This is a genomic window from Streptomyces sp. NPDC093546 (assembly GCF_044765045.1).
Lineage (GTDB): Bacteria > Actinomycetota > Actinomycetes > Streptomycetales > Streptomycetaceae > Streptomyces.
In genome coordinates this window covers 1-23234 of record NZ_JBIWJG010000020.1, presented here as the reverse complement: position 1 = coordinate 23234, position 23234 = coordinate 1, and the positions used below count along the sequence as shown (strand labels likewise).

The 23234-nt window shown below is 73.7% G+C and carries 20 protein-coding genes and 2 pseudogenes; 9 read left to right on the top strand and 13 right to left on the bottom strand.

The annotated features are described in order from the left end of the window. Positions 1 to 7: 7 nt before the first annotated feature. Positions 8 to 1798: a gamma-glutamyltransferase family protein gene (locus ACIRNI_RS29880; protein WP_403556190.1), complete on the bottom strand. Its 1791-nt coding sequence runs from the start codon at positions 1796 to 1798 to the stop codon at positions 8 to 10. Positions 1799 to 1942: 144 nt separating this feature from the next. Between ACIRNI_RS29880 and ACIRNI_RS29875 the strand changes: the two genes are divergently transcribed. Further along, on the top strand, positions 1943 to 2191 hold the full coding sequence (locus ACIRNI_RS29875; RefSeq protein WP_355353222.1) for a hypothetical protein: 249 nt from the start codon (positions 1943 to 1945) through the stop codon (positions 2189 to 2191). Positions 2192 to 2292: 101 nt separating this feature from the next. Beyond that, positions 2293 to 3348, top strand: coding sequence for a lipoyl protein ligase domain-containing protein (locus tag ACIRNI_RS29870; RefSeq protein WP_403556188.1), 1056 nt, complete (start codon positions 2293 to 2295; stop codon positions 3346 to 3348). A 6-nt stretch (positions 3349 to 3354) separates the two neighbouring features. On the opposite strand, the gene ACIRNI_RS29865 is transcribed toward ACIRNI_RS29870, so the two are convergent. Together ACIRNI_RS29865 and ACIRNI_RS29860 are read right to left on the bottom strand one after the other, a co-directional pair. Continuing rightward, positions 3355 to 4755 carry an amidase gene (locus ACIRNI_RS29865; RefSeq protein ID WP_403556186.1) on the bottom strand — a complete coding sequence of 467 codons (1401 nt, stop codon included), beginning with the start codon at positions 4753 to 4755 and terminating at the stop codon, positions 3355 to 3357. Positions 4756 to 4787: 32 nt separating this feature from the next. Then, entirely contained in the window at positions 4788 to 5003 is a 216-nt protein-coding gene (locus tag ACIRNI_RS29860) for a hypothetical protein (protein WP_403556185.1), read from the bottom strand. Between the two features lie 323 nt (positions 5004 to 5326). Between ACIRNI_RS29860 and ACIRNI_RS29855 the strand changes: the two genes are divergently transcribed. Beyond that, positions 5327 to 6937, top strand: coding sequence for an alpha/beta hydrolase (locus ACIRNI_RS29855; RefSeq protein ID WP_403556183.1), 1611 nt, complete (start codon positions 5327 to 5329; stop codon positions 6935 to 6937). Positions 6938 to 7004: 67 nt separating this feature from the next. On the opposite strand, the gene ACIRNI_RS29850 is transcribed toward ACIRNI_RS29855, so the two are convergent. The 3 genes from ACIRNI_RS29850 to ACIRNI_RS29840 all read right to left on the bottom strand — a co-directional run bounded on the left by ACIRNI_RS29850 (position 7005) and on the right by ACIRNI_RS29840 (position 11146). Further along, positions 7005 to 8063 carry a hypothetical protein gene (locus ACIRNI_RS29850; protein WP_403556181.1) on the bottom strand — a complete coding sequence of 353 codons (1059 nt, stop codon included), beginning with the start codon at positions 8061 to 8063 and terminating at the stop codon, positions 7005 to 7007. Positions 8064 to 8110: 47 nt separating this feature from the next. Beyond that, on the bottom strand, positions 8111 to 9769 hold the full coding sequence (locus ACIRNI_RS29845) for a peroxidase family protein (protein WP_403556179.1): 1659 nt from the start codon (positions 9767 to 9769) through the stop codon (positions 8111 to 8113). Between the two features lie 66 nt (positions 9770 to 9835). Further along, the gene (locus ACIRNI_RS29840; protein WP_403556177.1) at positions 9836 to 11146 is read right to left on the bottom strand and encodes a cytochrome P450; all 1311 of its coding nucleotides are present in this window, start codon (positions 11144 to 11146) and stop codon (positions 9836 to 9838) included. A 216-nt stretch (positions 11147 to 11362) separates the two neighbouring features. Between ACIRNI_RS29840 and ACIRNI_RS29835 the strand changes: the two genes are divergently transcribed. Together ACIRNI_RS29835 and ACIRNI_RS29830 are read left to right on the top strand one after the other, a co-directional pair. Further along, the gene (locus ACIRNI_RS29835) at positions 11363 to 12328 is read left to right on the top strand and encodes an acyl-CoA desaturase (protein WP_403556176.1); all 966 of its coding nucleotides are present in this window, start codon (positions 11363 to 11365) and stop codon (positions 12326 to 12328) included. A gap of 153 nt (positions 12329 to 12481) precedes the next feature. After that, positions 12482 to 13717 carry a beta-ketoacyl-[acyl-carrier-protein] synthase family protein gene (locus ACIRNI_RS29830; protein ID WP_403556174.1) on the top strand — a complete coding sequence of 412 codons (1236 nt, stop codon included), beginning with the start codon at positions 12482 to 12484 and terminating at the stop codon, positions 13715 to 13717. A gap of 44 nt (positions 13718 to 13761) precedes the next feature. Here the strand turns inward: ACIRNI_RS29830 and ACIRNI_RS29825 are convergent, their stop codons facing one another. Then, positions 13762 to 14082: a hypothetical protein gene (locus ACIRNI_RS29825; protein ID WP_403556172.1), complete on the bottom strand. Its 321-nt coding sequence runs from the start codon at positions 14080 to 14082 to the stop codon at positions 13762 to 13764. 48 nt (positions 14083 to 14130) lie between these two features. After that, positions 14131 to 16356: an acetoacetate decarboxylase family protein gene (locus ACIRNI_RS29820; protein ID WP_403556170.1), complete on the bottom strand. Its 2226-nt coding sequence runs from the start codon at positions 16354 to 16356 to the stop codon at positions 14131 to 14133. Positions 16357 to 16535: 179 nt separating this feature from the next. Here ACIRNI_RS29820 and ACIRNI_RS29815 point away from each other — a divergent pair, with 179 nt between their 5' ends. Next, positions 16536 to 17120 carry a CchlQ gene (locus ACIRNI_RS29815; RefSeq protein WP_403556168.1) on the top strand — a complete coding sequence of 195 codons (585 nt, stop codon included), beginning with the start codon at positions 16536 to 16538 and terminating at the stop codon, positions 17118 to 17120. On the opposite strand, the gene ACIRNI_RS29810 is transcribed toward ACIRNI_RS29815, so the two are convergent. The 3 genes from ACIRNI_RS29810 to ACIRNI_RS29800 all read right to left on the bottom strand — a co-directional run bounded on the left by ACIRNI_RS29810 (position 17104) and on the right by ACIRNI_RS29800 (position 19717). Next, entirely contained in the window at positions 17104 to 18531 is a 1428-nt protein-coding gene (locus ACIRNI_RS29810) for a hypothetical protein (protein WP_403556166.1), read from the bottom strand. The genes ACIRNI_RS29815 and ACIRNI_RS29810 overlap by 17 nt on opposite strands. 125 nt (positions 18532 to 18656) lie before the next feature. Continuing rightward, the gene (locus ACIRNI_RS29805) at positions 18657 to 18803 is read right to left on the bottom strand and encodes a hypothetical protein (RefSeq protein ID WP_355353198.1); all 147 of its coding nucleotides are present in this window, start codon (positions 18801 to 18803) and stop codon (positions 18657 to 18659) included. 32 nt (positions 18804 to 18835) lie between these two features. Beyond that, a complete protein-coding gene (locus tag ACIRNI_RS29800; RefSeq protein WP_403556164.1) occupies positions 18836 to 19717 on the bottom strand; it encodes a DUF72 domain-containing protein in 882 nt (293 codons plus the stop codon). A gap of 200 nt (positions 19718 to 19917) precedes the next feature. Between ACIRNI_RS29800 and ACIRNI_RS29795 the strand changes: the two genes are divergently transcribed. Then, positions 19918 to 20400: a DedA family protein gene (locus ACIRNI_RS29795; protein ID WP_403556329.1), complete on the top strand. Its 483-nt coding sequence runs from the start codon at positions 19918 to 19920 to the stop codon at positions 20398 to 20400. A 63-nt stretch (positions 20401 to 20463) separates the two neighbouring features. On the opposite strand, the pseudogene ACIRNI_RS29790 reads toward ACIRNI_RS29795, so the two are convergent. Then, a pseudogene (locus tag ACIRNI_RS29790) lies at positions 20464 to 20763 on the bottom strand (LLM class flavin-dependent oxidoreductase); the annotation flags it as partial. Positions 20764 to 20917: 154 nt separating this feature from the next. Here ACIRNI_RS29790 and ACIRNI_RS29785 point away from each other — a divergent pair. Beyond that, positions 20918 to 21271 (top strand): DUF6191 domain-containing protein, encoded by a 354-nt coding sequence (locus ACIRNI_RS29785; RefSeq protein WP_403556162.1) that lies wholly within the window; start codon positions 20918 to 20920, stop codon positions 21269 to 21271. A 401-nt stretch (positions 21272 to 21672) separates the two neighbouring features. On the opposite strand, the pseudogene ACIRNI_RS29780 reads toward ACIRNI_RS29785, so the two are convergent. Next, positions 21673 to 22020, bottom strand: a pseudogene (locus tag ACIRNI_RS29780) (transporter); the annotation flags it as partial. A gap of 214 nt (positions 22021 to 22234) precedes the next feature. Between ACIRNI_RS29780 and ACIRNI_RS29775 the strand changes: the two are divergent. Continuing rightward, complete coding sequence (locus ACIRNI_RS29775; protein WP_403556160.1) at positions 22235 to 22612, top strand: STAS domain-containing protein; 378 nt, start codon at positions 22235 to 22237, stop codon at positions 22610 to 22612. Positions 22613 to 23234: the final 622 nt, after the last annotated feature.

Genomic DNA, 23234 nt, shown 5'->3' with positions numbered 1-23234 from the left:
GACGGCCTCAGCGGCCGACCGCGTACCCCTGCATGCCGCGCGGGTTCGCCGCCGCCGAGAGGATCCCGGTGCGCGGGTCGCGGGCGACCGCGCACAGCCGTCCCTCGCTCCAGGGCCCGCCGACCGTCACCTCGTGGCCCCGCCGCCGCAGCTCCTCGACCACCGCCGGGTCCATGCGCGACTCGACGGTGACCGAGCCCGGCCGCATGGCGCGCGGGAAGAAGGAGCTGGGAAAGGCGTCGTTGTGCCAGTTCGGCGCGTCGATGGCGGCCTGGAGGCCGAGACCGCCGTGGGTGACGGCGAGCCAGAAGTGCAGCTGCCACTGGTCCTGCTGGTCGCCGCCCGGCGTGCCGAACGCCATCACCGGAACGCCGTCCCGCAGGGCCAGCGACGGCGTCAGCGTGGTGCGCGGGCGGCGGCCGGGCGTCAGCGAGTTGGGCAGCCCGGGGTCCAGCCAGGCCATCTGGAGCCGGGTGCCCAGCGGGAAGCCCAGTTCGGGCACGACGGGGTTGGACTGGAGCCAGCCGCCGCTCGGCGTGGCGGCCACCATGTTGCCCCAGCGGTCCACGACGTCGAGGTGGCAGGTGTCGCCGCGCGTGGCGCCGCTGCGCGCGACGGTCGGCTCACCGGCGCCTGGGGCCACGACGTCACCGGAGCCGGCCGGCACCGCGGCGGCGCCCGCCCCGGCCGCGTGGGCGCTGAGCAGCGGTGTACGCCCGCCGGGCCGGCCCGGGCGCAGCTCGTACGACGCCTTGGCGCCGATGAGCGCGCGCCGTTCGGCGTTGTACGCGGTGGAGAGCAGGGCGTCGAGCGGGACGTCGGCGGCGTCGCCGTACCAGGCCTCCCGGTCCGCCATGGCGAGCTTGCAGACCTCGACCAGCAGGTGGACGTAGTCGGCGGAGCCGTACGGGGGCAGCGCGTCCGGCAGCAGGGCGAGCTGCTGGAGGAGGACGGGGCCCTGGCTCCAGCCGCCCGCCTTGCAGAGGGTCCAGCCGTTCCAGTCGTACGTGACGGGGTCCTCGTACGTCGCCGACCAGCCCGCCAGGTCCGCGGCGGTGAGGGTGCCGGTGTGGCGGGTGCCGCTGGTGTCCATGGTGGGGCGGGCGGCCTGGCGTACGAACGCCTCCGCGATGAAGCCGGTGCGCCAGACGCGCCGGGCTTCCTCGATCTGCCCGACCCGGTCGTCCCCGGCGGCGGCCGTCGCCTCCTCGATCAGGCGGCGCCAGGTGCGCGCGAGGGCGGGGTTGCGGAAGAGGGCACCGGGGGCAGGGGCCTTCCCGTCCGCCAGGTAGACCTCGGCGGAGGAGGTCCACTCGGTCTCGAACAGCTCGCGCACGGTCTCGACGGTGTCGCCGACGGCCGCCACGGGCACGTGCCCGCCCTCGGCGTACCCGATGGCGTACCGCAGCACCTGGGCGAGGGACGCGGTGCCGTGGTCCCGCAGCAGCAGCATCCACGCGTCGAAGGCCCCCGGTACGGCGGCGGCGAGCGGCCCGGTGCCGGGCACCAGGTCGAGCCCGAGGGACCGGTAGTGCGCGACGGTCGCCCCCGCGGGGGCCGGTCCCTGACCGCACAGCACCCGTACGTCCCCGCCGGCGGGCGCGAGGATGACGGGCACCTCTCCGGCCGGGCCGTTCATGTGCGGCTCCACGACGTGGAGGACGAACCCGGCGGCGACGGCGGCGTCGAAGGCGTTGCCGCCGTCCTCCAGGACGGCCATCGCGGTCTGGGAGGCGAGCCAGTGGGTGGAGGACACCATGCCGAAGGTGCCCTGGAGGGTGGGCCGCGTGGTGAACATGGCCGGATCGTACGCGCTTTCGGGTGCGGGTCGAGGGGGTTCGCACGGATCCGGCCAGGAGGGATCCATGCCGTACGGATCGGTCCCGTACCGATCGGGTACCCGGGTCCGCGTCCGGACGAAAAGCGGAAAGGGGATGCCCGGATGATCGACGAGAGCCATGTACGCGAGCTGCTCGCACTGCCCGACGACGGCGCCGCGCTCGTCCTGCTGGAGGGGCGGGCGCATGTGGTCCCCCCGGACCGGCTCGCCTCCGCGCGGTACGACGGAGCGGCCGTGCTCCTGACGCGCGGCGACCTGGTGGACCGGCTCGGCACGCCGTCGCCGTCCGACGACCGGGTGCGGGAGCTGGCGGCGACCCTGCGGACCATGGCCGGGGAGCTGGGTGCGTGACCGGCGCCGGGCGGGGAACCCGTCGACCCCGGCGAACGGCTGGGACCCCAGCGGTCCGGTAGGCCCGGATACCGTGGGAGCCCCGGCAGGAAGGGCGCACGGTGCACGGTGAGTACAAGGTCCCCGGCGGCAAGCTGATCACGGTCGATCTGGACGCCGAGGACGGCGTCCTGCGGCGGGTGCGGGTCGCCGGGGACTTCTTCCTGGAGCCCGACGACGCGCTGGACGCCATCGACCGGGCCCTGGAGGGCGCCCCCGCCGACACCGACGCCTCCGGGCTCGCGGCGCGCATCGACGCGGCGCTGCCGCCGGGGACGGAGATGTTCGGGCTGACCAGCGAGGGCGTCGGCGTCGCCGTGCGGCGGGCCCTCGCGCACGCCACGGACTGGACCGACTACGACTGGCAGCTGGTGCGCGACGGGCCGCAGCCGCCCGCGTTGCACATGGCGCTGGACGAGGTGCTGACCGCCGAGGTCGCGGCCGGGCGCCGCCCGCCGACGCTGCGGGTGTGGGAGTGGGACGCGCCGGCCGTGGTGATCGGCAGCTTCCAGTCGCTGCGCAACGAGGTCGACGCCGAGGCGGCCGAGCGGCACGGCATCACGGTGGTGCGCCGCATCAGCGGCGGCGGCGCGATGTTCATCGAGCCGGGCAACACCATCACGTACTCGCTCTCCGTCCCCGAGGCCCTGGTCAAGGGGTTGTCCTTCACGGACAGCTACGCCTACCTCGACGACTGGGTGCTGGGCGCGCTCGGCGACATGGGCATCAAGGCCTGGTACCAGCCGCTCAACGACATCGCCACGGAGGCGGGCAAGATCGCGGGTGCGGCGCAGAAGCGGATCGTCGGCGGCGAGGGCGCGGTGCTGCACCACGTGACGATGTCGTACGACATCGACGCGGAGAAGATGACGGAGGTGCTGCGCATCGGCCGCGAGAAGCTCTCCGACAAGGGCACGACGAGCGCGAAGAAGCGCGTGGACCCGCTGCGCCGCCAGACCGGCCTGCCGCGCGCCACGGTCGTCCAGCGGATGATCGGATCCTTCCGCGAGCGGTACGGGCTGACGGACGGCACGGTCACGGCCGAGGAGATGGCGCGGGCGAGGGAGCTGGCGGAGACGAAGTTCTCCTCTCCGGAGTGGACGGCACGCGTTCCCTAGACGTGCCTAAAGGGCCGGGCGGTGGAGGTCCCAGCGGCGGTCGGCCTCCAGCTGCGCGGCGAGCGAGATGAGGCGCTCCTCGCTGCCGGCCGGGCCGAGGAGTTGGGCGCCGACCGGGAGGCCGTCCATCGTGAAGCCTGCGGGGACGTTCACCCCGGGCCAGCCGAGGACGTTCCAGGGCCAGGCGTACGGGCAGGCCGCCGCCATGGTGAGGTCGGTGCGCCAGGCGGACAGGCCGTCGAAGGTGCCGACAGGGGGCGGCGGCGCGGCGGTGGTGGGCGTCAGGAGGACGTCGTACGTGGCGAAGAGGGCCCCGATCCGGCGGTGCTGGCGGGGCTCGAGGGACCGGGCGGTGCGCAGGGCGCGGCCGCCGAGGCGGTGGCCGGTGCGAGTGGCGCCGCGGGTGCGCGGGTCCAGTAGGGCCGGGTCCGGGTGGCGGTCGGCGTACGCGGCGATGCCCGCGGTGGCGCGCGGCAGGAAGCTCAGCCCGATCAGGCCGTAGCGGGGGCGGGCCTCCTCGACGGTGTGGCCCAGGCGGGCGAGGGCCTCTGCGAGGTCGGTGACGGCGCGGCGTATGTCGGGGTGGAGGGGGTTGCGGGTGGCGGTGAACGCGGAGCGCCACGCGAGCGCGATGCGGAGCCGCCCGGGCTCACGGCGGGCGGCGGCGGAGGCGTCGATGGCTGCCGGTTGGTGGCGCTCGGAGGGGTGCGCGCCCGAGACGGCGTCGAGGAGCAGCGCGGCGTCGGCGACCGTACGGGCGAGGGGGCCGTTCACGGTCAGGCCCTCGAAGCAGTCGTTGTACGGGTGCACCGAGACGCGGCCGCGCTGCGGTTTGATGCCGACCAGGTGCGTCCAGGCGGCGGGTATGCGGATGGACCCGGCGCCGTCGGAGCCGAGCGCGGCGGGGACCAGCCCGGCGGCGACGGCGGCCGCCGAGCCGCCGGACGAGCCGCCGGGCGTGTGGCCGGTGTGCCAGGGGTTGCGGGTGGCGCCGAAGGCGGGGCCCTCGGTGAAGGCCCACTGGCCCAGCTCGCAGGTGTTGGTCTTGCCGACGATGACGGCGCCCGCGGCGCGCAGCCGCCGCACGGCCTCCCCGTCGGCGCTCGCCGCCGGGAGGTCGCCTCGGCACCCGAAGGCGGTGGGGAGTCCGGCGACGTCGGTGTCGTCCTTGACGGCCACCGGTACGCCGAGCAGCGGGGCCCGCTCCCCCGCCGCCAGGCGGCGGTCGGCCTCCTCGGCCTCCGCGAGGACGGCCTCGGTGTCGCGTACGAGGCGGAAGGCGTTCACCGTGGACCGGGTGGCCTCGATCCGGTCGAGGGAGGCCCGGACGAGGGCGGCGGAGGTGACCTGACCCTCCGTCAGCACGCGTACGGAGTCGGCGAGTCCAGCTATGGCGGGGGTGGACATGGCCGGAGCGTACTGGAGGGTAAGTAAGGCTGTCAGCCGGTCGGTCGGCCAGGTGTCCGCGCGGCGGCCGAAGCGAGCAGCAGGGCTGCCGGCAAGGCGGCCGAGCGCAGCCCGAGGGCGGAGGCCAACGCGCCGCCCAGGAGCCCCCTGAGCGGCATGCTCCCCCAGGCGAGGACGTGGTAGGCGGCAGTGACCCGGCCGGTGAGCGCGTCCGGGATGCGGGCCTGACGCTCGGAGACCGTGTCCACGTTCCACACCACCACCAACAGCCCGTTGACGGCCGGCAGGGCCGCGGCTTGCCCCGAGCTGACGAGGTGTCATGCGGTGACAGGCCGGATCGTGCTGCATGTGGTGCTCAGCCCCCTCGCTCAGTCGTCCACATGGGACCGCGTCCCCGTACCCCGGACGGGAAAACGGCAGATCGCGTTCTCCGCCGGGGGGACCATTCGTCGGGCCGCTCTCTACTCCTGCGGTCGGAGGCGCAAGGGGTCCGGCGGCGGATTCGCCCAACTCCCGTTTCCGAGAGGGTGGGTGGGTCCCAATCGCCTCCTTCACAAGGAACGGCATCATTGTGCGAAGCAGACGAATAGCCCCTCTTCTGGCCGTGGGCGCCGTCGCGACCCTGATCCCGGCCCTCGCGCCCGCCACCGCGTCCGCCGCCCCTTCGGCGCCTTCCCGTCCCGCCACCGCGGACCCGCTGCAGCGGTACCTGCAGCAGAAGCCGCAGTGGAAGCGGTGCGACCCCGAGAGCCCCGCCGCCTTCCAGTGCGCGACCCTCAAGGTGCCGCTCGACTACAGCCGCCCCGGCGGCAAGCAGATCGACATCGCGGTGTCGCGGCTGAAGGCGAGCAGCGCCAGTGAACGCCGCGGCGTGCTCCTGCTCAACCCCGGAGGCCCGGGCGGGTCGGGGCTGGACATGCCCCTGTACCTGGGGCCCGAGCTGCCCGCGGCCGTGAAGAAGCAGTACGACCTCATCGGCTTCGACCCGCGCGGCGTCGGCCGGAGCACCCCGGTCGGCTGCGGCCTCGCGGACGACGAGCTCAACTGGATGCGCCCGTACAAGGCGGCGACGTTCGCCAAGGACGTGAAGTGGGCGCGCACGGTCGCCGACAAGTGCCGGGCCAAGGGCGGCGCGGCCCTGCCCCACCTCACCACCCGCAACACGGCACGCGACATGGACGTCATCCGCGGTGTGCTCGGCGAGAAGAAGATCTCGTACCTCGGGTACTCCTACGGAACGTACCTCGGAGCCGTCTACACGCAGATGTTCCCGCAGCGGGCGGACCGGTTCGTGCTGGACAGCGCCGTCGACCCCCAGCGCGCCTGGCGGGGCATGATCCAGGTGTGGGCCGAGGGCGCCGAGCCCGCGTTCACGCGCTGGACCGAGTGGACCGCCCAGCGCCACGAGACGTACGGGCTGGGCGACACCCCGGCGAAGGTCCGCAAGGCGTACTGGGACCTGGTCGCCCGGGCCGACCGCAAGCCCATCGACGTCGACGGGACGCCCATGACCGGCGACGACATCCGCGCCGAGCGGGCCGTCTTCTTCTACGTGCAGAGCGCCGCCGAGCGGGTCGCCGAGCTGAAGAAGGCCGCCTCGGGCCAGAAGGCCGCCCCGTCCCGGGACAGCGGCTCGTCGCCGCGCCCCGCGCGCCCCGCTCCGCCGTCGTTCGCCCGGGCCGACGTGCCGTCGGACAACGGCGACGCGGCCTTCTGGGCCGTCGTGTGCGCCGACACCCGGGCCTGGCCGCGCGACCCCGAGCAGTACCGCCGCGACGCGATCCGCGACAAGGCCAGGTACCCGCTGTACGGCGACTTCGCGTCGAACATCATGCCGTGCGCGTTCTGGAAGCACGGCAGTGAGCCCGCCACCACGGTGAACAACAAGGTCGGCGCGCTGATCCTGCAGAACGAGTGGGACTCCCAGACGCCGCTGGTCAGCGGCCAGGGCCTGCGCAAGGCCATGAAGGGCGCGCGCATGGTGACGGTCCTGGGCGGAGAGGGCCACGGCGTCTACGGCACCAAGTCCTGCGCCGACAAGACCGCCACGGCCTACCTGACCACCGGCAGGCTCCCGGCGAAGGACCTCACCTGCCGCACGCCGGCCGCCTCCGACCAACCGGCCCGCACGCGGCTTCCGCTTCCGGTGCCTCCGGGGGTCCCGGCGATGACGGCACGCTGACCCCGCTCGCCGCCGGAGCGGGGCCTTCCCTCGCGGGAACCCGCTCCGGCGGACACGGCGGTGGGCGTCAGCCGGTCGGCAGGCCCAGCCCGTAGTACCTGACGTCGTAGCCGTCCACGTACTCGGCCTCGCCGCCGACGACCAGGTCGGTGGGTTCGCTCACACCCACCGCCCTGGCCGTCGCCACGAGCATCTCCGCGAGCGCGCGGCCCTTCGGTTCCCCGGGGCCGCCCGCGTCCACACGCCACACCGGGTCGTCATCGTCGTACAGCGACGCCGTGTTCGGGTGCTCGGACACCGTGCCCCAGCCGAGGGCGGCCGGATCGACGTCGTCCGGGGCGAAGCAGCCGATCGTCAGCCGGTCGCCGCATGCCACGTCGAAGAGGAGGGGTGCGCCGCGGTCGGTGCTTCCGTAGATCGGCATCGCGATCCTGATGCCGAGGGCGGTGGTCTCGGCGGGCAGGGCCCCCAGGAAGTCGTCCAGCGACCGGATGACGGTCTCCCAGCTGCGGGCGCGCCAGCCGCCGGGGTAGCCGAGACCGGAGTTGGCCGGGCTCCGGGTGCTGCCGAAGTAGCCGCTGATCGCGTGCTCCTCGCCGTGGCCCTGACGCCAGAACCAGTTCTCCGCCGGGTCGGTGGGCTGCAGGACCAGCTCCGGCCCCGACTTCCCGGCGCGCAGCTCCAGGGTGTCGGGCCTGCCGCGCCAGCGCAGGAAGGGCGCACCCCAGATCGGCCCGCTGTCGTAGAAGGGGCCCAGGTCGCCGTGCGAGCCCACGATGGACGGCTTGCCCAGCGCCGCGGTCACCTCCTCCCGGACGGCGCGGAAGGCGGCGGCCTGCGCCGCGGCGTCGGAAGAGGCGGTCGCCACGGGGACCGCGAGCTCCACGTACGACTCCCCGTCGGTGTACGGCTCCTCGAACCTGCCGACCGGGCGCAGGCGGGCGTTGCCCGCGGCCCGGCCGGTGGTCAGGACCGGCTTCTCCGGTGTGCCCTCCCAGGCCCAGCCGAGCTCGGCCGCCAAGGCCCTCACCCCATCGGGCGTCCAGCCGCCGGTGTCCGCCGCGACGAGTCGCCGGGCGAGTCCCGCGACGGATTCTTCTTCGGTGCTTCCCCGTTGTGCGTTCATGCGGTCATCGTTCCGCATCCCCGAGCGGACCGATGCGCGGGGGTGTTTCAGCCGGCCACGCGTACGCGTTGACGCCGGGCGGCCGGGCGGACGCGGTCCTCGGCGGCACCGTTCCGGGCGGTGTGCTTGGTGCCGAGGGACACCAGGTACCGGCCGTCGTCCTCCGGAATGTTGCGGTGGACCACATCGGAGAGCGAGCGGGTGCGGCGCAGGATCTCCAGCCCCTCCGCGGAGAAGGTCGCCGGGGTGAACAGCCGCGGTGACAGCAGCGGGTTGGTGAGGGCCTCGGAGAAGGAGTCGATGCCGATGACGCGTCCGAGCAGGTTGCCGAAGAGACTGCCGTGCCGGGCGTCCTCGGCGAAGAGGCCGACGTACAGGTCCAGTTCGTCGACGCCGCCGTACAGGTCGTGCAGTGCCTCGCGCACGACCGGGTCGCCCGACACCTGGCGCAGGTCGGTCGCGCGGGGGAAGCCGAAGTGCTCCCGGTAGTCGTTGTACGAGGCCACGTGCAGCTCACGGCCGATCTCCACGCTGCGGGCCTCGATCGGCAGCAGGAGGGGGTCGGTGTTGAAGAGGCTCATGCGCCCGGCCGGCTGGCGGGAGAGGTCGTCGAAGAGCGGGCCCATGCCCCGCTCCTCGATGATGCGGCCGTTGGCGAGCGTGTGCATCAGCGGGACGTCGCGGCCCGCGATGCGGTAGGTCGAGGGGATGAGGCTGTGCCAGCGGTAGACCAGGCTGAACTCGATGGTCGACCAGTTCTCCCGGTGCCAGCTCGACCGGACCGTGCGCATCGGGTCGAGGATGAAGCGGAAGTGGAACGGGGTCAGGTGGTTGATGTACTCCTCCAGGACCAGCCGGATCGTCATCACCACCAGGATGTTGCGGGTGGTCTGGAAGACCCGCTCGTCGTCCCACGCCGGGTACGCGCGGGACAGGAGGCCGGCGATCCGGTTGTGCTCGCGCAGGAACAGCACGTTGACGAGCATCGGGCCGATGTGGGCGTGCGCCCTGTCCCCGCCGGTCGCGAAGACCGTGTCGCGCAGCGGCTCGGGCACGTCGTCCCACCGGACCGGCTTGAGCCGCTCGAACTCCGTCCTGATCCGCCCCCGGTCGCACAGCAGCGGCGGGAACTCTCCCCCGCCGACCGTCCGGCTCTTCAGCCGCCCGCCCTCGAATTCGCGCAGGCACGCCGTGACCTCCTCGCCGGCGCCGTACAGCTGCACCAGGTCGATGGTGTGCGGCGAGTCGGTGCGCCGCGGATCGCCGCCCTGCCCGTGCCCGCGCAGGAAGCCGTCGGTGAACCACTGGGCGAAGGCGGGGAGCAGGGCCGTCGACCGCGCGCACATCCGTCCGGGCCCTTCGCGGCGGAAGAGCTCGGCCGCCCGCTCCGGGGCCGGGCGCCCGGGGTGCGGCGCGGTGTCCGGGGGCAGGTGCCGGCCGACGTACGACCGGTCCGTGAGCGAGGGCCACGACGTGTACGGCGCCATGGTGCTCAACGGGTTGGGGCGTGGCGGGGCCTTCAGGACGGCGAGGTCCGTCAGCAGGGCGTTGGTCTTCCGGTGCAGCCACCGGTTGCCCTGCACGGCCCGCCACAGCGGCGCGTAGTGGGTGAGGACGTACGCCTCGACGCGGTTGCGCAGCCCGTCCCGGGAGGGGTCGCGGCCGTCTTCGTCCGCCGCCTGGATCCGGCGTGGGGTGGTGGTCATCTGGTGCCTGCTCTCTGGTCGGCGGCCGGTGACGCCCGCACGGTCAGGACGGTGCCCGGGCCACGGTCAGGACGGTGCCCCGGCGCCCGCCGTCACGGTGTAGTGCTGCGGATAGGGCGTGCCCGCGTGGTCCAGGGCGCGTTCGGCACCGGGCAGCGGCCTGACACCCGGGCGCAGGAGCACCCGCCGCACCATCTCGGGGACGATCGCCCGGGCCGGGTACTTGCCCACGCACGCGTGCGCCCCGTGGCCGAGCACCATGTTGTGCACGGGCGTCCGGTCCGGCCGGAAGGCGTACGGTTCCTCGACGACCGTCTCGTCGAACATCGCCGACGCCATGTGCGCGTGCACCACGGTGCCGGGCGTGAGGCGGGTCTCGCGCGGTGTCCCGGCGGCCAGCACGTGCTCGCGCACGCAGAGCCGGGGTGTCGACGGCACGAAGGGGTGGAAGCGCAGCGCCTCCCAGACGTAGCCGTCGAAGGGCGCGGTGTCGTCGTCCTCGGCGGCCAGCCGCTCGGCGCGGGCGAGCTCCTCGGGGCGGGTCGCCAGCTCCTTGAGCGCGGTCGCTGCGCACTGGGCGGCGTTCTGCTGGAAGCCGATCAGATAGCCGACGAGCTGGTGGTTGACGCGCTCCTCGTCCAGCGGCCGGCCCGTCCCGGGCGGCAGGACCGTGCGCAGCATGCGGCCGAGGACGTCGTCCGGCACGTCGTCGGCGCCCGGTGACGACGCCGCGGCGGCCCGGCGGCGGATCACACCGGCCACGAGGTCGTGCAGTTCCTTCCCGGCCGCCACCCCGGCGGCGTGCGCCTCGGGGTCCCGGTCCTGGTTGACGAAGACCGCGCGCTGGACCCGCTGCGAGAGGCTGTGCAGCGCCTCCTCGGGCACGTCCGTGAAGCCCAGGTACTCCCGGGCCACCCGTGCCGCGACGGGGGCGGCGAACTCCTGGACGTAGTCGAACGTCGTACGCCCCGCGGCGCGGGCCGTCGCGATGGCCCGGTCCAGGGCGTCGTCGGCGAGCCGCGCGGTGAGCCGGCGCACCGGGAGGAAGTCCTCCGCGGGCAGCATCAGCTGGGCGTGCGCGCGGTCGTGCCAGTGGAGGTCGGCGCCGTCCCGGGCCAGCATGAACGGCCCGTGCAGCGCCTCCTCCAGGACCGGGCCGTACACGCCGACGGTGAAGACGTCGGGCGTCGACAACACCTCGACCACGTCGGGCATCCGGGTGACGAAGACGCCCACCGGCGTGGCGAACACCGGCCGCTCGGTGCGCAGTTCGCGCAGCATGGCCGGTCCGCCGGTCTTCATGTGCTGCCGCAGCAGCGCCACGCGCCGGGCGGCGTCGCTCTGCGGGATCGCGTCGTACGCCGCGAGAAAGTCCATGGCTCCACCCAGACGTGGCAGGGCGACGCGGACACGCGGTCGCCGGGGGGTTCCCCCTCATTACGGCACGGAGTCGCCCGGGCCGCACCGCGGCCGCGTCACTGGTGTGAATATGCGCGTGGCACACGGGTGCGACCGCGTGCCGTCGGCCTCCTCCCCCGGTGGCACCGCAGCATGGACCCGGACCGCACCCGGCGACGACAGGAGGCCCCCACCATGCTGGGAACAGGCGAACCCCCGGGGCCGCACCCCGCGCCGGCGGCGGACGGGCCTTCCGCGGGGGTCCCGGCGGGCACCGTCCCGGTCACCGGGGCGGAGTACACCGGCTATCTGGTGGGCATCATCGTGCTGCCCTTCGTGGTGCTCGCCGCGGCTCTGCCCGTCGCCTGGGGGTGGGGGGTCGGCGTCCTCGACGTGACGCTCGCGCTCGTCATGTACGTGATCTCGATCGCGGGCATCTCGACCGGCTACCACCGGCACTTCACCCACCAGTCCTTCAAGGCCAAGCGGCCGCTGCGCATCGTCCTGGCGCTGGCCGGCGGCATGGCGATGGAGGGCCCGGTCGCGCTGTGGGTCGCCGAGCACCGCCGCCACCACCAGTTCTCCGACCGCCCGGGCGACCCCCACTCGCCGTGGGCGTTCGGCACGGGACGCCGCGCTCTGCTGAAGGGCCTGTGGCACGCGCAGATCGGCTGGTTCGCCCGCCGGAGGCGCGCGGACCTCGCCCACTACGCCCCCGACATCCTGAGCGACCCCGACATCAGCCGGCTGGACCGCTGGTACTGGGCCACCGTGACCGCCTCGTTCGCGCTGCCGCCGCTGATCGGCGGGTTGTGGACGATGTCCTGGTACGGCGCCGCCACCGCCTTCTTCTGGGGCAGCCTGGTGCGCTACGCGGTCGTCCACCACGTCACCTGGTCGGTCAACTCCGTCGCCCACGCCTTCGGACCCCAGCACTACCGCAGCCGCGACCAGTCGCGCGACGTCCGCTGGGTGGCGCTGCTGACCTTCGGCGAGGGCTGGCACAACCTGCACCACGCCGAGCCGACCAGCGCCCGCCACGGCGCGCTGCCCGGACAGCCCGACGCGACGGCCGCCCTCATCCGGCTCTTCGAGCGCCGGGGGTGGGCCCACGACGTGCGCTGGCCCGACCGGGAACGGCTCGCCGCACGCCGGCTGTGACCCACGTGGGAGTGAACGGCGCCCTCTTCGCGTGTGTCGCGATCATGGGGTGACCCCGGCGGGGCGCCGCGGTGGTAGGCAAGGACCGTCTTCCACCGCCCCGCGCCGCCCGCGCGTGGGCCGTGCCCCTTCTGGCGTTCCGGAGGTCCTCCGTTGCACGCGCACGCGCGCACACGTGACGTCGCCGTCACCGGCATCGGTCTGCTGTCACCCGCCGGGACCTGCGCCGGCACCTCATGGGCCACCCTGCTGCGCGGCGTGTCGGTGGCCCGCCCCGACCCCGTCCTCGCCGGGCTGCGGACCGACTTCTCCTGCGCGGTCCCCGACTTCCAGGCCCGCTCCCGGCTCGGCCACACCACGGCACGGCGCCTGGACCCGTACGCCCAGATGGCGGTGGTCGCCGCGCGCCAGGCGGTGGGCGACGCCGGCCTGGACCCAGGTGCGTGGCACCGCGACCGCGTCGCCGTCGTCCTCGGCGTGGGCAGCAACAGCCTGCACTCGTACGAGGAGCCCTTCCGGCTGCTGCGCGAGGACCGGGCCGACCGCGTCTCCCCGTACCAGGTCACCCGCAGTGTGCCCAGCATGGCGGCGGCCGAGGTCGCCCTCGACCTCGGGGCGCACGGCGTCAACTTCACCACCAGCAGCGCCTGCGCGTCCGGGGCGACGGCCCTGGGGACGGCGCTGGACCTGCTGAGGGCGGGGCGCTGCGACATCGTGCTGGCCGGCGGCAGCGAGTCCGCCCGCAGCCGGATGACGACCACCTGCTTCGGCCAGATGCGGGCCATGTCGTCCCGGCGGTCCGACCCGGCCACCGCGTCCCGGCCCTTCGACGTCGAACGCGACGGCTTCGTACCGGGGGAAGGGGCCGCCGTGATGGTCCTCGAACGCCCCGAGGACGCCCACCGGCGCGGCGCCCGCGTGCGCGGCTACCTCGCGGGGTACGGAGCCACCGCCGACGCCCACCATCCGGCCGCGCCGCACCCCGAGGCCCGTGGCGCCCAGGCGGCGGTACTGGCGGCGCTGCGGGACGCGGACTGTACGCCCGACGACATCGACCACGTCAACGCGCACGCCACCTCCACCCCGCTCAACGACCTCACCGAGGCGCGCATGCTGCGCCGGCTCTTCCCGCACGACCCGCCGGTGACGGCGAACAAGAGCGTCATCGGGCACGCCCTCGGCGCCGCGGGCGCCATCGAGGCGGCGCTGACGGTGCTGACCCTCCAGCACCGCACCATCCCGCCGACGGCCAACCTGCGCCGTCAGGAGGCGGGGGCCGAACTGGACGTGGTCACCGGCGCGCCCCGGGTGGTGCGCATGCGCACGGCGCTGAGCACGTCGTTCGGCTTCGGTGGCCAGAACACCGCGCTCGTGCTGCGCGCGCCCTGAGCCGCGCGGTGCCGCGGGCCGAAGCGGGCCGAAGCGGCGGGCCGTCACCTCGGGCGGCGGCGCGCCACCGGCCCGGCGCCGGCCCGGGCGCCCGCGCAGCGGTCTGCGTGCCTGCCGACGAGCGCCGCGGCCGCGGCCAGGTCGTCGGCGGCCCGGCGGCAGCACGCCGCCTGCCGGTGGAGGGTCGGCACGCACCAGTCGGGCACGCCGGGCCGCCCCTCCAGCGCGGCCGCCTGCTCCAGCAGCCGGGCCCCGGCGTCGGCGAGACGTTCCGCCTCGGCCCGCAACCGGGCCTCGTACGCGACCGGTTCCTCGTCTCGGCGTACGGCTTGCACGGCCACCGGCTCCCTCGCTTCCCTCGTCACGTCGTCGTCCTGTCCTCGTCCCGTCCTCGTACCGCCGCGCTGTCTTCCTCAGCGCGGCAGCGCCGCTCCGGAACCGCGCCGCGCCTGGTACTGCGGTGCGCTCAGCACACACAGCGGCCGGGCCCCGTCCAGCCCCAGGGCCCGCAGCTGCCGTACGAGCGGCTCCTCGCTCCCGTCCGCCGCCGTCCCCGGCGCGCAGCGCAGCCGCACGCGCGGCGCCGCGTGGAAGCGCTGGCGTCCCGCGCAGTGCACCAGCGACCGCAAGGTCGCCTCCTTCGTACGCCCGTAGAGCACCGCGTCCATGTGCGGAGCCGGTACGTACGGGCCGAGGTCCCCCGCCAGCCGGACCAGTGGCTCCGCCGCGGTCCCGCCGGGCCCTTCCGGCCCGGTCAGGGCGGCGTGCAGCCGGTTGCCGGTCAGCCGGACATCGACCAGGGCGCGCGTGGCCGGCTGGCCCCACAGCTCCCGGCCGGCGGCCTCCGCCTCCGCGGTGGTGACGGCCACGGCCGTGACCTGCCGCCCCGTGCGGCGCGTGTCCGCCCGGCGCAGCAGCTCGCGCAGCACGTCGTGGCCCCGGGGCCGCCACAGGTCGTTCACCAGGACCGCCAGGCTCAGCTCGTTGTACGGGCCGAGGCTCACGCAGCGGTGCTCGTACGCGGAGAGCGCCACCAGGACGCGCCGGCCCATGCGGCTGGGGCTCATCCAGGCGGTGTCGGCCAGCAGGCCCGCCGCCCTGCCGGGGTCCACGGCGAAGAACGCCACCACGGCCGTCGAGTCGTAGTACCGCACCGGGGTCTCCACCGGGCCCGCGGCGGTGACCGCCGGGGTGACCGGCACCGCCATCAGGGGGTAGCCCTGCGGCGGGTTGGCCCGGTCCTTCAGCTGGTAGACCTGCGAGCGCACCACCGGCCCCCGGTACGGCGCGAGCGCCTCGTCGATGTCCCGGCGGGCCTCCGGCAGGTCCTCCTCCAGGTTGGCCATGTACCTGCCCAGCGAATGGCACAGCGGGAACTCGTGGTGGGGGTCGGTGTAGTCGACCTCGTACCAGTCCGGATGGGGCGTGAACACCGCGCCCGAACCCGCGCCCCGGCCGTCGAGCGTGGGGACGAGGTCGTGCTGGTTGGTGACGCTCGCCACCCACGTACGGGGGTCCGCGGGCCGCTTGTTGTCGATGGGAGAGCCCACCGCCACCACGTGGGTCACCCGGAACCGCCGGCAGAAGGCGCTGTTCTGCGCCAGGTTCATCAGGGCGATGCCGCCCTCGCTGTGGCCGATGAGGGCGAGGTCGGCGCCGGCGGGCAGCCCGTACTCCTCCACGGCCAGCAGGATGCCGCGCGTGTAGGGCGACTCGGGGTCGAAGAGGTTGCTCCAGGCCCCCACGAAGTCCTGGGGCGAGTCGTTGCGCGGCCGGCCCGGCGCCATGCCGGGGGCGTGCAGCACGTGCCGCACCACTCCGTCCGGGCCGCGCACGTCCTGGAGCAGCACCCGGCCGTCGGTGCGGAGCAGGTCGATGTTGCGGAGGAACCCCATGAAGGAGCCCTCCTCGGCGAGCGACCGGCGCTCGTCCTCGTCCAGCTCCACCGGAACCGCCGCGCCCTCACCGGCGTCGAAGGCCGCCAGGTGCCGCGCCGAGATGCCGAACCACGGATCGGCGTGCAGCGCCTCGCCGGTGGCGATCTGCCAGCCGACGACGTCGTTGGCGGGGTTCTCGTCGAGCAGGGCCCGGATCGCCGAGAGTTCCGCGAACAGCGGCGCCAGCGTCGACATGGCCCGCTCGGCGCCCTTGTCCTTCATCAGCGCGCGCAGGGCGCGCAGCGCCTCCACGTCCCGGTCACCCGCGACGGCGTCCATCAGGCGCCGCATCCCGGGGTCGCTCCGCAGCTCCGGGTGTTCCACCAGCACCGCGGCGGCGCGCAGCCGCAGCGACGTCACGGCGACCCGGTTCGCCAGGCTCTCCCCACCGCAGACGGTGCCCGCCCCGCCCAGCCGCTTCAGCCACCCTCCCGCGGCCCCGACCGCGAACCCCAGGCCCGACGACCGGGTCAGCGCCCGGACGAGTGCCCCCTGCGCCGCGAGGCCGCTCCGCGGATGCCGCAGGGTGGTCGACCGGGTGAACCCGGGGTCGGCGAGCACGGCACCCGCCCGGGCGGCGGCGCCCCGGATGTCCGTGGCGCTGCGCGAGACCTCCAGGGCCGCCTCCCGCAACAGCCGCGCGGTGGCGACGGCGTCGGCACCACCGGGGTGTGCCGCGCCGACGTGGTGGTGAGTCGCCATGACGGCCCTCGCAAAGAAGACGTGGAGACCGGCCGGCCGACTCGGCCTGCCCTGGGGACGATGATCGCGCCTCCCGCACCCGCGCGCATCCGGGCGGACGGTGGGCGCCAGGGGTGGTGTCGGCGGTGGATGCTACGGTGCCGCCACCACAGGGGGCAGGGCGGAGCAGGGGGGGCTCGGTGGAGTGGTTGACGTTGGTGGCGACGCTCGGGGGCGCGGTCATCGCGATAGCGGGGACGGTGCTCGCCGACCGGCTGCGGACCCGGCAGGAGCAGGGACGGGGACTCGGCGCGCTGCGGCGCGAGGTGTACATCGACTTCATCTCCGCGGCGGGCACCGCCCACACGCGGCTGCGTGAACTCGCCCAGGATCCGGATCCCTCCCTCGACCGGGAGGCGGAGAGCCGTGCCGCGCTCGCCGACGCGCGCATCTACGAGGTGCGGGAGCGGCTGTTCATCGACGCCGCGGCGCCGGTCGCCGGGGCCGGGCAGGCCATGTTCGAGCAGCTGCGCGCCCTGCGGCGCGCCGTCGCCGCGGGCGCCCTGCTGTCCCAGCCGCGCTTCCACGACGTCTACCACCCGTACATCGCGTCGGTGTGGGACTACCGGGTCGCGGTGCGCGACGAGTTGGAGGGGCGTTCCCTGTCGCCGGGCGTCTTCGGGTGGACGGACTGGGACGGCAGGGAGCGCTGCTCTCTGTGTCGTACGGAAGGCAAGGCCGGGGCGGCCGGGACCGAGCAGCGCCGGTTCAGCTCTTCAGCGTGAGGACGATCAGGCGCATGGTGTCCGCGCCGGCGTGCGTGACGAACACGCCCGCGCCCTTGGCCATGGCCTTCGGCGTGACGGTCTCCTCCGGCAGGGGTGTGGCGGCGCCCGTGGTGGCGGAGACGGAGACCGGGGTCAGTGGCGCGTCCTCGCCCGCCGTGCCGTAGGCGGTGCCGTCGTCGCCGACGGACGCGAGGGAGATCTTCTTGGCGTCCTCCCCGCTGTCGGTGCACACGCCCTTGCCCGTCTGCAGGTCGAAGACGTTCCCGCCCGTGACCAGGAAGCGGCCGTTGGGGGACAGGGCCGGCTTCGTCGCCGCCGGATTCTTCGGGCTGGGAACCGCCGCCATGTACTCGGTCGCCTTGGTCCGGCAGGGGGCGGTGGCGCGGACCGCGCCGGTCGACAGGTCGTGGACGGCGGAGATGCGGTCCGCCGCCGTGAGCCAGTCGGCGATCACGTAGTCGCCGGCGGCCCCCACGATGCGGCCGTTCGGCGTCTCCGTCATGCCGAAGCCCACACTCTCCTCCTTGCGGATCGCTTCGACGCCGGGCGGTGCCACCTTCGTGCTCTGCCAGTCGCCGTCGGCGCCGAAGCCGCCGTCGGCCCCGGTGCGCTCCGGGCCGTTGGTCACCAGACCCTTCGGGCCCGGGAACGACATCAGGTAGTCGGGGTCGACCGCCTTTCCGTTGATGGTGACTTTCGCATCGCTGGTGTCGGTGACCTTGCCGTCGGGGGACACCAGAATGCTGTCACCGCCGTACGAGGCGACGACCAGGCCCCCCGGCCCGGGGAAGACGCCGGGCCGGTCGAACTCGCCGTCCGGGGCCTCCGCGTTCCCCGCACCGACCGGGGCCACCCCCTGCCCCGAGGCGTCGGCCGGGTAGAAGGCCACGGAGACGGCCTCCTTGTACTCGTGGAGCTCGTCCTTCCGGGTCTCGCCCCGCGCCCACACCGCGAAGTACTCACGGTCCTGACCGGAGACCAGGGCGATCTGCGGGACCGCCAGCTTGCCGGACTCCTCATCGGCCTGCTCTTCGGTGAGCTTGGGTGCCTGCCACGGCTTGCTCGTCGACAGCACCTTGCCGGACACCGCGTCGCGCACATTGAGGACGTAGCCCTGCTCCGTCTTGTCGAGAAACGCGACCTTTCCGGCCTTCGGCGCGACCGCGTAGGGGAAAGGTTGACCCGGCGGAAGCCAGGCGGCCTGGACCTCCCAGCCCTTCGCGCTGTCGAAAGCCGCCGGGGCGGCGATCTTGCTCTTCAGCGGCGTGCCGTCGGCACCGCCCGTACTGCCCGTAGCCCCCGCACCGCCCTTGTGCGCGTCGCCGCCGCCGTCCGGGCCGCAGCCGGACAGGGCGCCCAGGAGTGCGCTCGCCACCAGGACGGATATCGCCGTCTTACCGACCTTCATCCCTACTCCCTCACCTCCCGGGGGAGTTGAGGCGAGTCGCCGTAGTCCCCCATGCTCTGCAAACGATCAAGCAAAGGGGGACAGTAGCAGCGCGCTGCCCGTGAAGGGCGGGGCGAGGATTCGCGTCAGCGGCGCCCGCGGAGCCGAGCGAGCAGCCCGCGGGCCCGGGTGCGGTTGCGCGGGTCGGCGGCGGCGCGGCGCGCCGAGGCGATGGTCCGCCGGCCCTGCGGGCTGCGGGTGAAGCGCTGGATGCGTGCCATCAGTCCGGACATGGCTCCTCCTGAGGTCTGTCTGTACTGCTCTCCTACCCGGAGACGCCCGACGGATGTGTGCACGGGTCCAAGATGCGCCGCATGGACGCGGCGGATCGTACGGCGGCGTCGGCGCAGCAGTTGTTGAACAGGACGTGCAGGTGCGTGACGCGCTCGGCCAGGGCGCGGAGGCGGGGCCGCCACTCGCACAGCTCGTCCTCCGCGTAGGTATGGCGGAAGCGGTCCTCCTTGGTGCCCGTGCCCCACTCTGGGCTGCGCCCGTGGAAGCGCACCACCGCCAGCTCGGGTGAGGCGACCGGGGTGACCGGCGGTATCGAGGTGGGCAGGCCCTGCGGCGTGTCCACGGCCACGGCGGCCGCGTCCAGCTCCCTCAGCAGGGCGGTGGTACGAGCCCGGTGGTCGTCCCGCCACCAGCCGGGGTGCCGGAACTCCACGGCCACGGGCCAGTCGGCGGCGCGCCGCCGGGTGTACCGGAGGGCGGCCTCGGCCCGCGCGCCGGGGGCGAACCAGGGCGGGAACTGGAACAGCAGGGTGCCGAGGCGGCCGGCGTCCCGCAGCGGGCGGAGGGCTTCGCTGAAGCGGTACCAGACCTCGTCGAGGAGCCCGGGGTCGCGGGCGGTGAGGGGCCGGTCGCGCAGGTCGGCGGGCAGGGCGGCGCTGCGGGTCGGGTGGCCGGTGAGGAGGGAGAACGCCTTGACGTCGAAGCGGAAGCCGGGCGGGGTGCGCTCGGCCCACAGCAGACTGTTGCGCGTGCTGGGCAGTGCGTAGTAGGTGGCGTCGACCTCCACCACGGGGAAGTGCTCGGCGTAGTGCCGCAGCCGCCCCTCCGGGTCCCGCCGCCCCGGCGGGTACCACCCGCTGGCCACAAGTGCCTTGTCCGTCCAGGAACATGTACCGATCAGGATCTCACCCATGCCCGCCCGCATACCCCCGCCTGGTCGGCTCCCACAGCCCGGAGCGCCTTCCGCTTGTCATTCCTCGGGTGGTGCCCTGTACCCCCGCATGCGCGTTCGGTTAGGGTGACCTTGCTTGGCTGCAGGTTCGGGTTCCGGTGCCGCAGGTGGCAACCCATAGGACGGAACGGACAGAGGCGGGGCGCAGGTGAGAGACGGTGGTGGCTAGGATCGCGCTCACGGCCGGAGCCCTGTATGTGATCGTCCTGCTTCGCGCCGGAGGGACGTTCGCCGTCGGGTGGCTCGCCGGCGCCGGCGCCCGGCGCAGCAGGTTCGCCGAGCGGACCTCCTCGGCGAAGTTCCGGCGCGCCGAGCGGGCGATCCAGCGGTGGGGCGCGCCGGTGGTGGCCGTCTCCTTCCTGACCGTCGGTTTCCAGACCGCCGCCAACTTCCTCGCGGGCAGCATGCGCATGCCGTTGCCGCGCTACCTCCCCGCCCTGTTCGTGGGCGGAGCGGCCTGGGCGCTGATCTACGCGACCGCAGGGCTCGGTGCGCTCGAGATGCTGAGAAGACTCTTCGCCGAGCAGACGGCGCTCGGGGTGTCCGCCGTGGCCGTCCTGCTCCTCACGGTGTGCGGGGTGGTGGTGTACCGCAGAAGAAGGGCGGCCCTGTCCTCCGGTGACACCGAGGCCGGGGAATCGTGAGCTGTGGATGATCAGCCCCTGAGCGCCGGGATGACGTCGGAGCCGTACGCGTCGATCGCCGCTTCCCTCACGGGCCTTGATGTACGCGGTGAGGGCCTCGGAGGCCAGATCCGAGTGCTCGCCGTAGCGGCTCACCAGGACGGCGACGTGGTTGCCGACCATGCCGCCGAACCAGCGGCACTGGTCGCGCGCGTGGGCCAGGTCGTCGCCGACGTACGCGGGCGCGGCGACGCAGACGGTGATCGAGGCGGGGTCGCGGCCGGCCTCCTCGGCGGCCTTCCGGACCGCCTCGACCATCCACTCCGTCAGGAAGGGGTCGGCCAGCTGGAGGATGAAGCCGTCGGCCTTCTGCCCGGCCAAGAAACTGGACGGGGGCCTGGGCCTCCTCCATGTGGGGGAGGCGGATCATGCCGACGCATGATCCCCGCGCGCGGCGGGTCCACAACAGTGAACCCATGGCAATCGATTCTTCCGCCGTCTCCCGACCGTCGACTGTGTCGACGACGAGGGACCGTCCATGACCGCTCTGCTCATGTCGTTCCCGGCGTTCGTGTCTGTGCTGGCCTTGTTCGCGCTGGTGGAGAGCGCGTGGCGCTGGTTCACAGGGCTGGGCTTGATCCCGTGGTTCCGCAGGCGCACGGGGCGGTCGCTGTCGAGCATCGCCTTCGACGAGTTCACGGCGGTCGTGAACGGAAACAAGACGGTGGAGCTGGAGCAGCGGAAGGTGGAACTGCTGCGGCGGGACGACGAGAGCGACGGCGCTCCGCCCCGCTCCAGCATTGACCTGACCCAGGGCACGGCGTTCATCGTGCTGCCCCAGCAAGCGGACGGCCCGCGCGCTGACGGGCACGCCCGTGAGGGCGAGCGGTGAGACGCCGACCGGAGGGAGCAGACGCGGAACCGTCCATGCTGTGGGGGCGCGGTGCGTGCTGCTGGGCGACCGTGTTCGCCAGGTTGCATGTGACGGGGCCGTCGGCGGCGATGTGGGGCTGAGCATCTCCGCCGGTTCACTGGCCGCCGAGCGCCCGCTGCCCAGCACAGATAGCTGGCCGCGAGGGCCGGTCGAGTCTCCGCACGCGCCGGCCACCCCGGCGGTTGCGCCACCCCGGCCCGTCAGAGCGGCGCAACATAGCGCGGGATGCCGGTTAGCCAAACCGGCATCCCGCGCACCATGAGTAGTCCACCGCCACGCCCTGCCCGTACATCGAAAGGCACCACCCGACGACCACAGACCAAACGCGAGACACTCACGGCCAAGCTGCCGCCGAGCGATCACGCCGCCGCGTAGCTCGCGCGGAACAGATCCTGTGCGCGCTCCACGTCCTTCAGCGTGCGGAGCTGCACCTCCAGATCCCCCGTCCCATGGTGCCCGAGCCCGGACACGTCCCGGGTGAACCCGGGAACGAAGTCGACGTGCTTCGGGTCGCCCTTCGGGTAGACCAGGAGCTTGCTCCGCTGGGGCGGGCAGACGCAGGCGGAGTTCCGCAGCCGCTGGTACGCCTGGTACTGCTTGCGCTCCACGCGGTTCACGCCCTCGCCGAGGCCAAGCAGCGCCTCGTCGACCGCGTTCGCCAGCTCGACCATCGAGGCGCCCTGGACATCGGCTGCTGCCCGGGCGAGCGGCGTCATGCAGGCACCCTCCGATCCCTGCCGCAAGGGGCCCCATGGCCGAGGGCGAGCCAGAGGGGCTGTCGAGGAAGCCGTCCATGTTGCTGACACTGCTCACCCTGCTGTGCTGACATGACAGGACCCGAGCTGGGGAAGATCTGGGCGGCGGTCTCGTATGGTGGCTGCCGCCAGGTCGGTACCGAGGGCAAGGAAGTGGAGGGTGCCGGTGGACAGGCTGGTCATCACACCGGCGGTGGTCGAGCGGGATGCGGTACTGGCATTGGCCGGTGAACTCGACATGGGCAGCGAGGAGCTGCTGGCTGAGGCGGTCGCGGAGTTGATCGACGCGGGTTACCGGCGAGTCGTGCTGGACTGCGCGGGTGTAGCGTTTTGCGATTCGCGTGGCTTCAACGCGCTGCTGGCAGCCCGGCAGGACGCACAGGACGCCGGGGGCGCGCTGGCGCTGGCCGCGATTTCAAAACGGCTGCAGTGCCTGCTGGGCCTGGTCGGCGGAGAGATGATCTTCAATATCGCCCCTACCGTGGAAGAGGCACGACTCCTGCTTGCCGAATCCGTCATCAACAGCGAAGCCGAGCCCGCCTAGCCTGCCGCACCCAGCGGTTTCACCCGGCCACAGTCAGGCTGCGGCTGGACCTGTCGGCGTGCCCGGGGAGGGCTGAACGGGCCGCACTTGCCATCTATCCATCCCTCATCAGGCTCGGCCTCTGATATCGGGACCTTTTTCCTGGGCAGGCGTATCAGCAGCACCACGAACCACCGGTTGCCTGCCTCGGGGGATGACGTTGATGACCGTAAGCGTGCAGCGCTGCGTCGACTTGGATGGAGCCCCGGACGCTCCCGCCCGGGCCCGCCGAATCGCCACCGGCTTCCTGACCGACGCCGAACGGGCGTGCGGAGGCCCGGCAAGCCCCGCCGTCACCGACGCAGTGCTGCTGGTGACCAGCGAACTGGTTACCAACGCCGTTCGGCACGCCCCAGGGCCCTGCACACTGCGCCTGACCCTGCACGACGCGAGCGTGCTGGTCGAAGTCAGCGACACCAGTGCCAGCCCCCCGCGGCCGCGGGGGGGGGGGGGGGCCCCCGGGGGGGGGGGGGGGGGGGGGGGGGGGGGGGGGCGTGAGCTCCATGGTGCGGCGCAGGGTGGCGCCGAGGCGTTCGCGTACGTCTTCGAGGCCTGCCGCCGAGCCGCCGGGGGCCGGGAGGGG

Excerpts from the sequence above, each read along its gene's own strand:
- ACIRNI_RS29820 (WP_403556170.1), bottom strand. The coding sequence starts at position 16,356 with ATGGCGACTCACCACCACGTCGGCGCGGCACACCCCGGTGGTGCCGAC.
- ACIRNI_RS29835 (WP_403556176.1), top strand. The coding sequence starts at position 11,363 with ATGCTGGGAACAGGCGAACCCCCGGGGCCGCACCCCGCGCCGGCGGCG.
- ACIRNI_RS29810 (WP_403556166.1), bottom strand. The coding sequence starts at position 18,531 with ATGAAGGTCGGTAAGACGGCGATATCCGTCCTGGTGGCGAGCGCACTC.
- ACIRNI_RS29850 (WP_403556181.1), bottom strand. The coding sequence starts at position 8,063 with ATGAACGCACAACGGGGAAGCACCGAAGAAGAATCCGTCGCGGGACTC.
- ACIRNI_RS29875 (WP_355353222.1), top strand. The coding sequence starts at position 1,943 with ATGATCGACGAGAGCCATGTACGCGAGCTGCTCGCACTGCCCGACGAC.
- ACIRNI_RS29865 (WP_403556186.1), bottom strand. The coding sequence starts at position 4,755 with ATGTCCACCCCCGCCATAGCTGGACTCGCCGACTCCGTACGCGTGCTG.
- ACIRNI_RS29800 (WP_403556164.1), bottom strand. The coding sequence starts at position 19,717 with ATGGGTGAGATCCTGATCGGTACATGTTCCTGGACGGACAAGGCACTT.
- ACIRNI_RS29805 (WP_355353198.1), bottom strand. The coding sequence starts at position 18,803 with ATGTCCGGACTGATGGCACGCATCCAGCGCTTCACCCGCAGCCCGCAG.
- ACIRNI_RS29785 (WP_403556162.1), top strand. The coding sequence starts at position 20,918 with ATGACCGCTCTGCTCATGTCGTTCCCGGCGTTCGTGTCTGTGCTGGCC.
- ACIRNI_RS29880 (WP_403556190.1), bottom strand. The coding sequence starts at position 1,798 with ATGTTCACCACGCGGCCCACCCTCCAGGGCACCTTCGGCATGGTGTCC.
- ACIRNI_RS29840 (WP_403556177.1), bottom strand. The coding sequence starts at position 11,146 with ATGGACTTTCTCGCGGCGTACGACGCGATCCCGCAGAGCGACGCCGCC.
- ACIRNI_RS29845 (WP_403556179.1), bottom strand. The coding sequence starts at position 9,769 with ATGACCACCACCCCACGCCGGATCCAGGCGGCGGACGAAGACGGCCGC.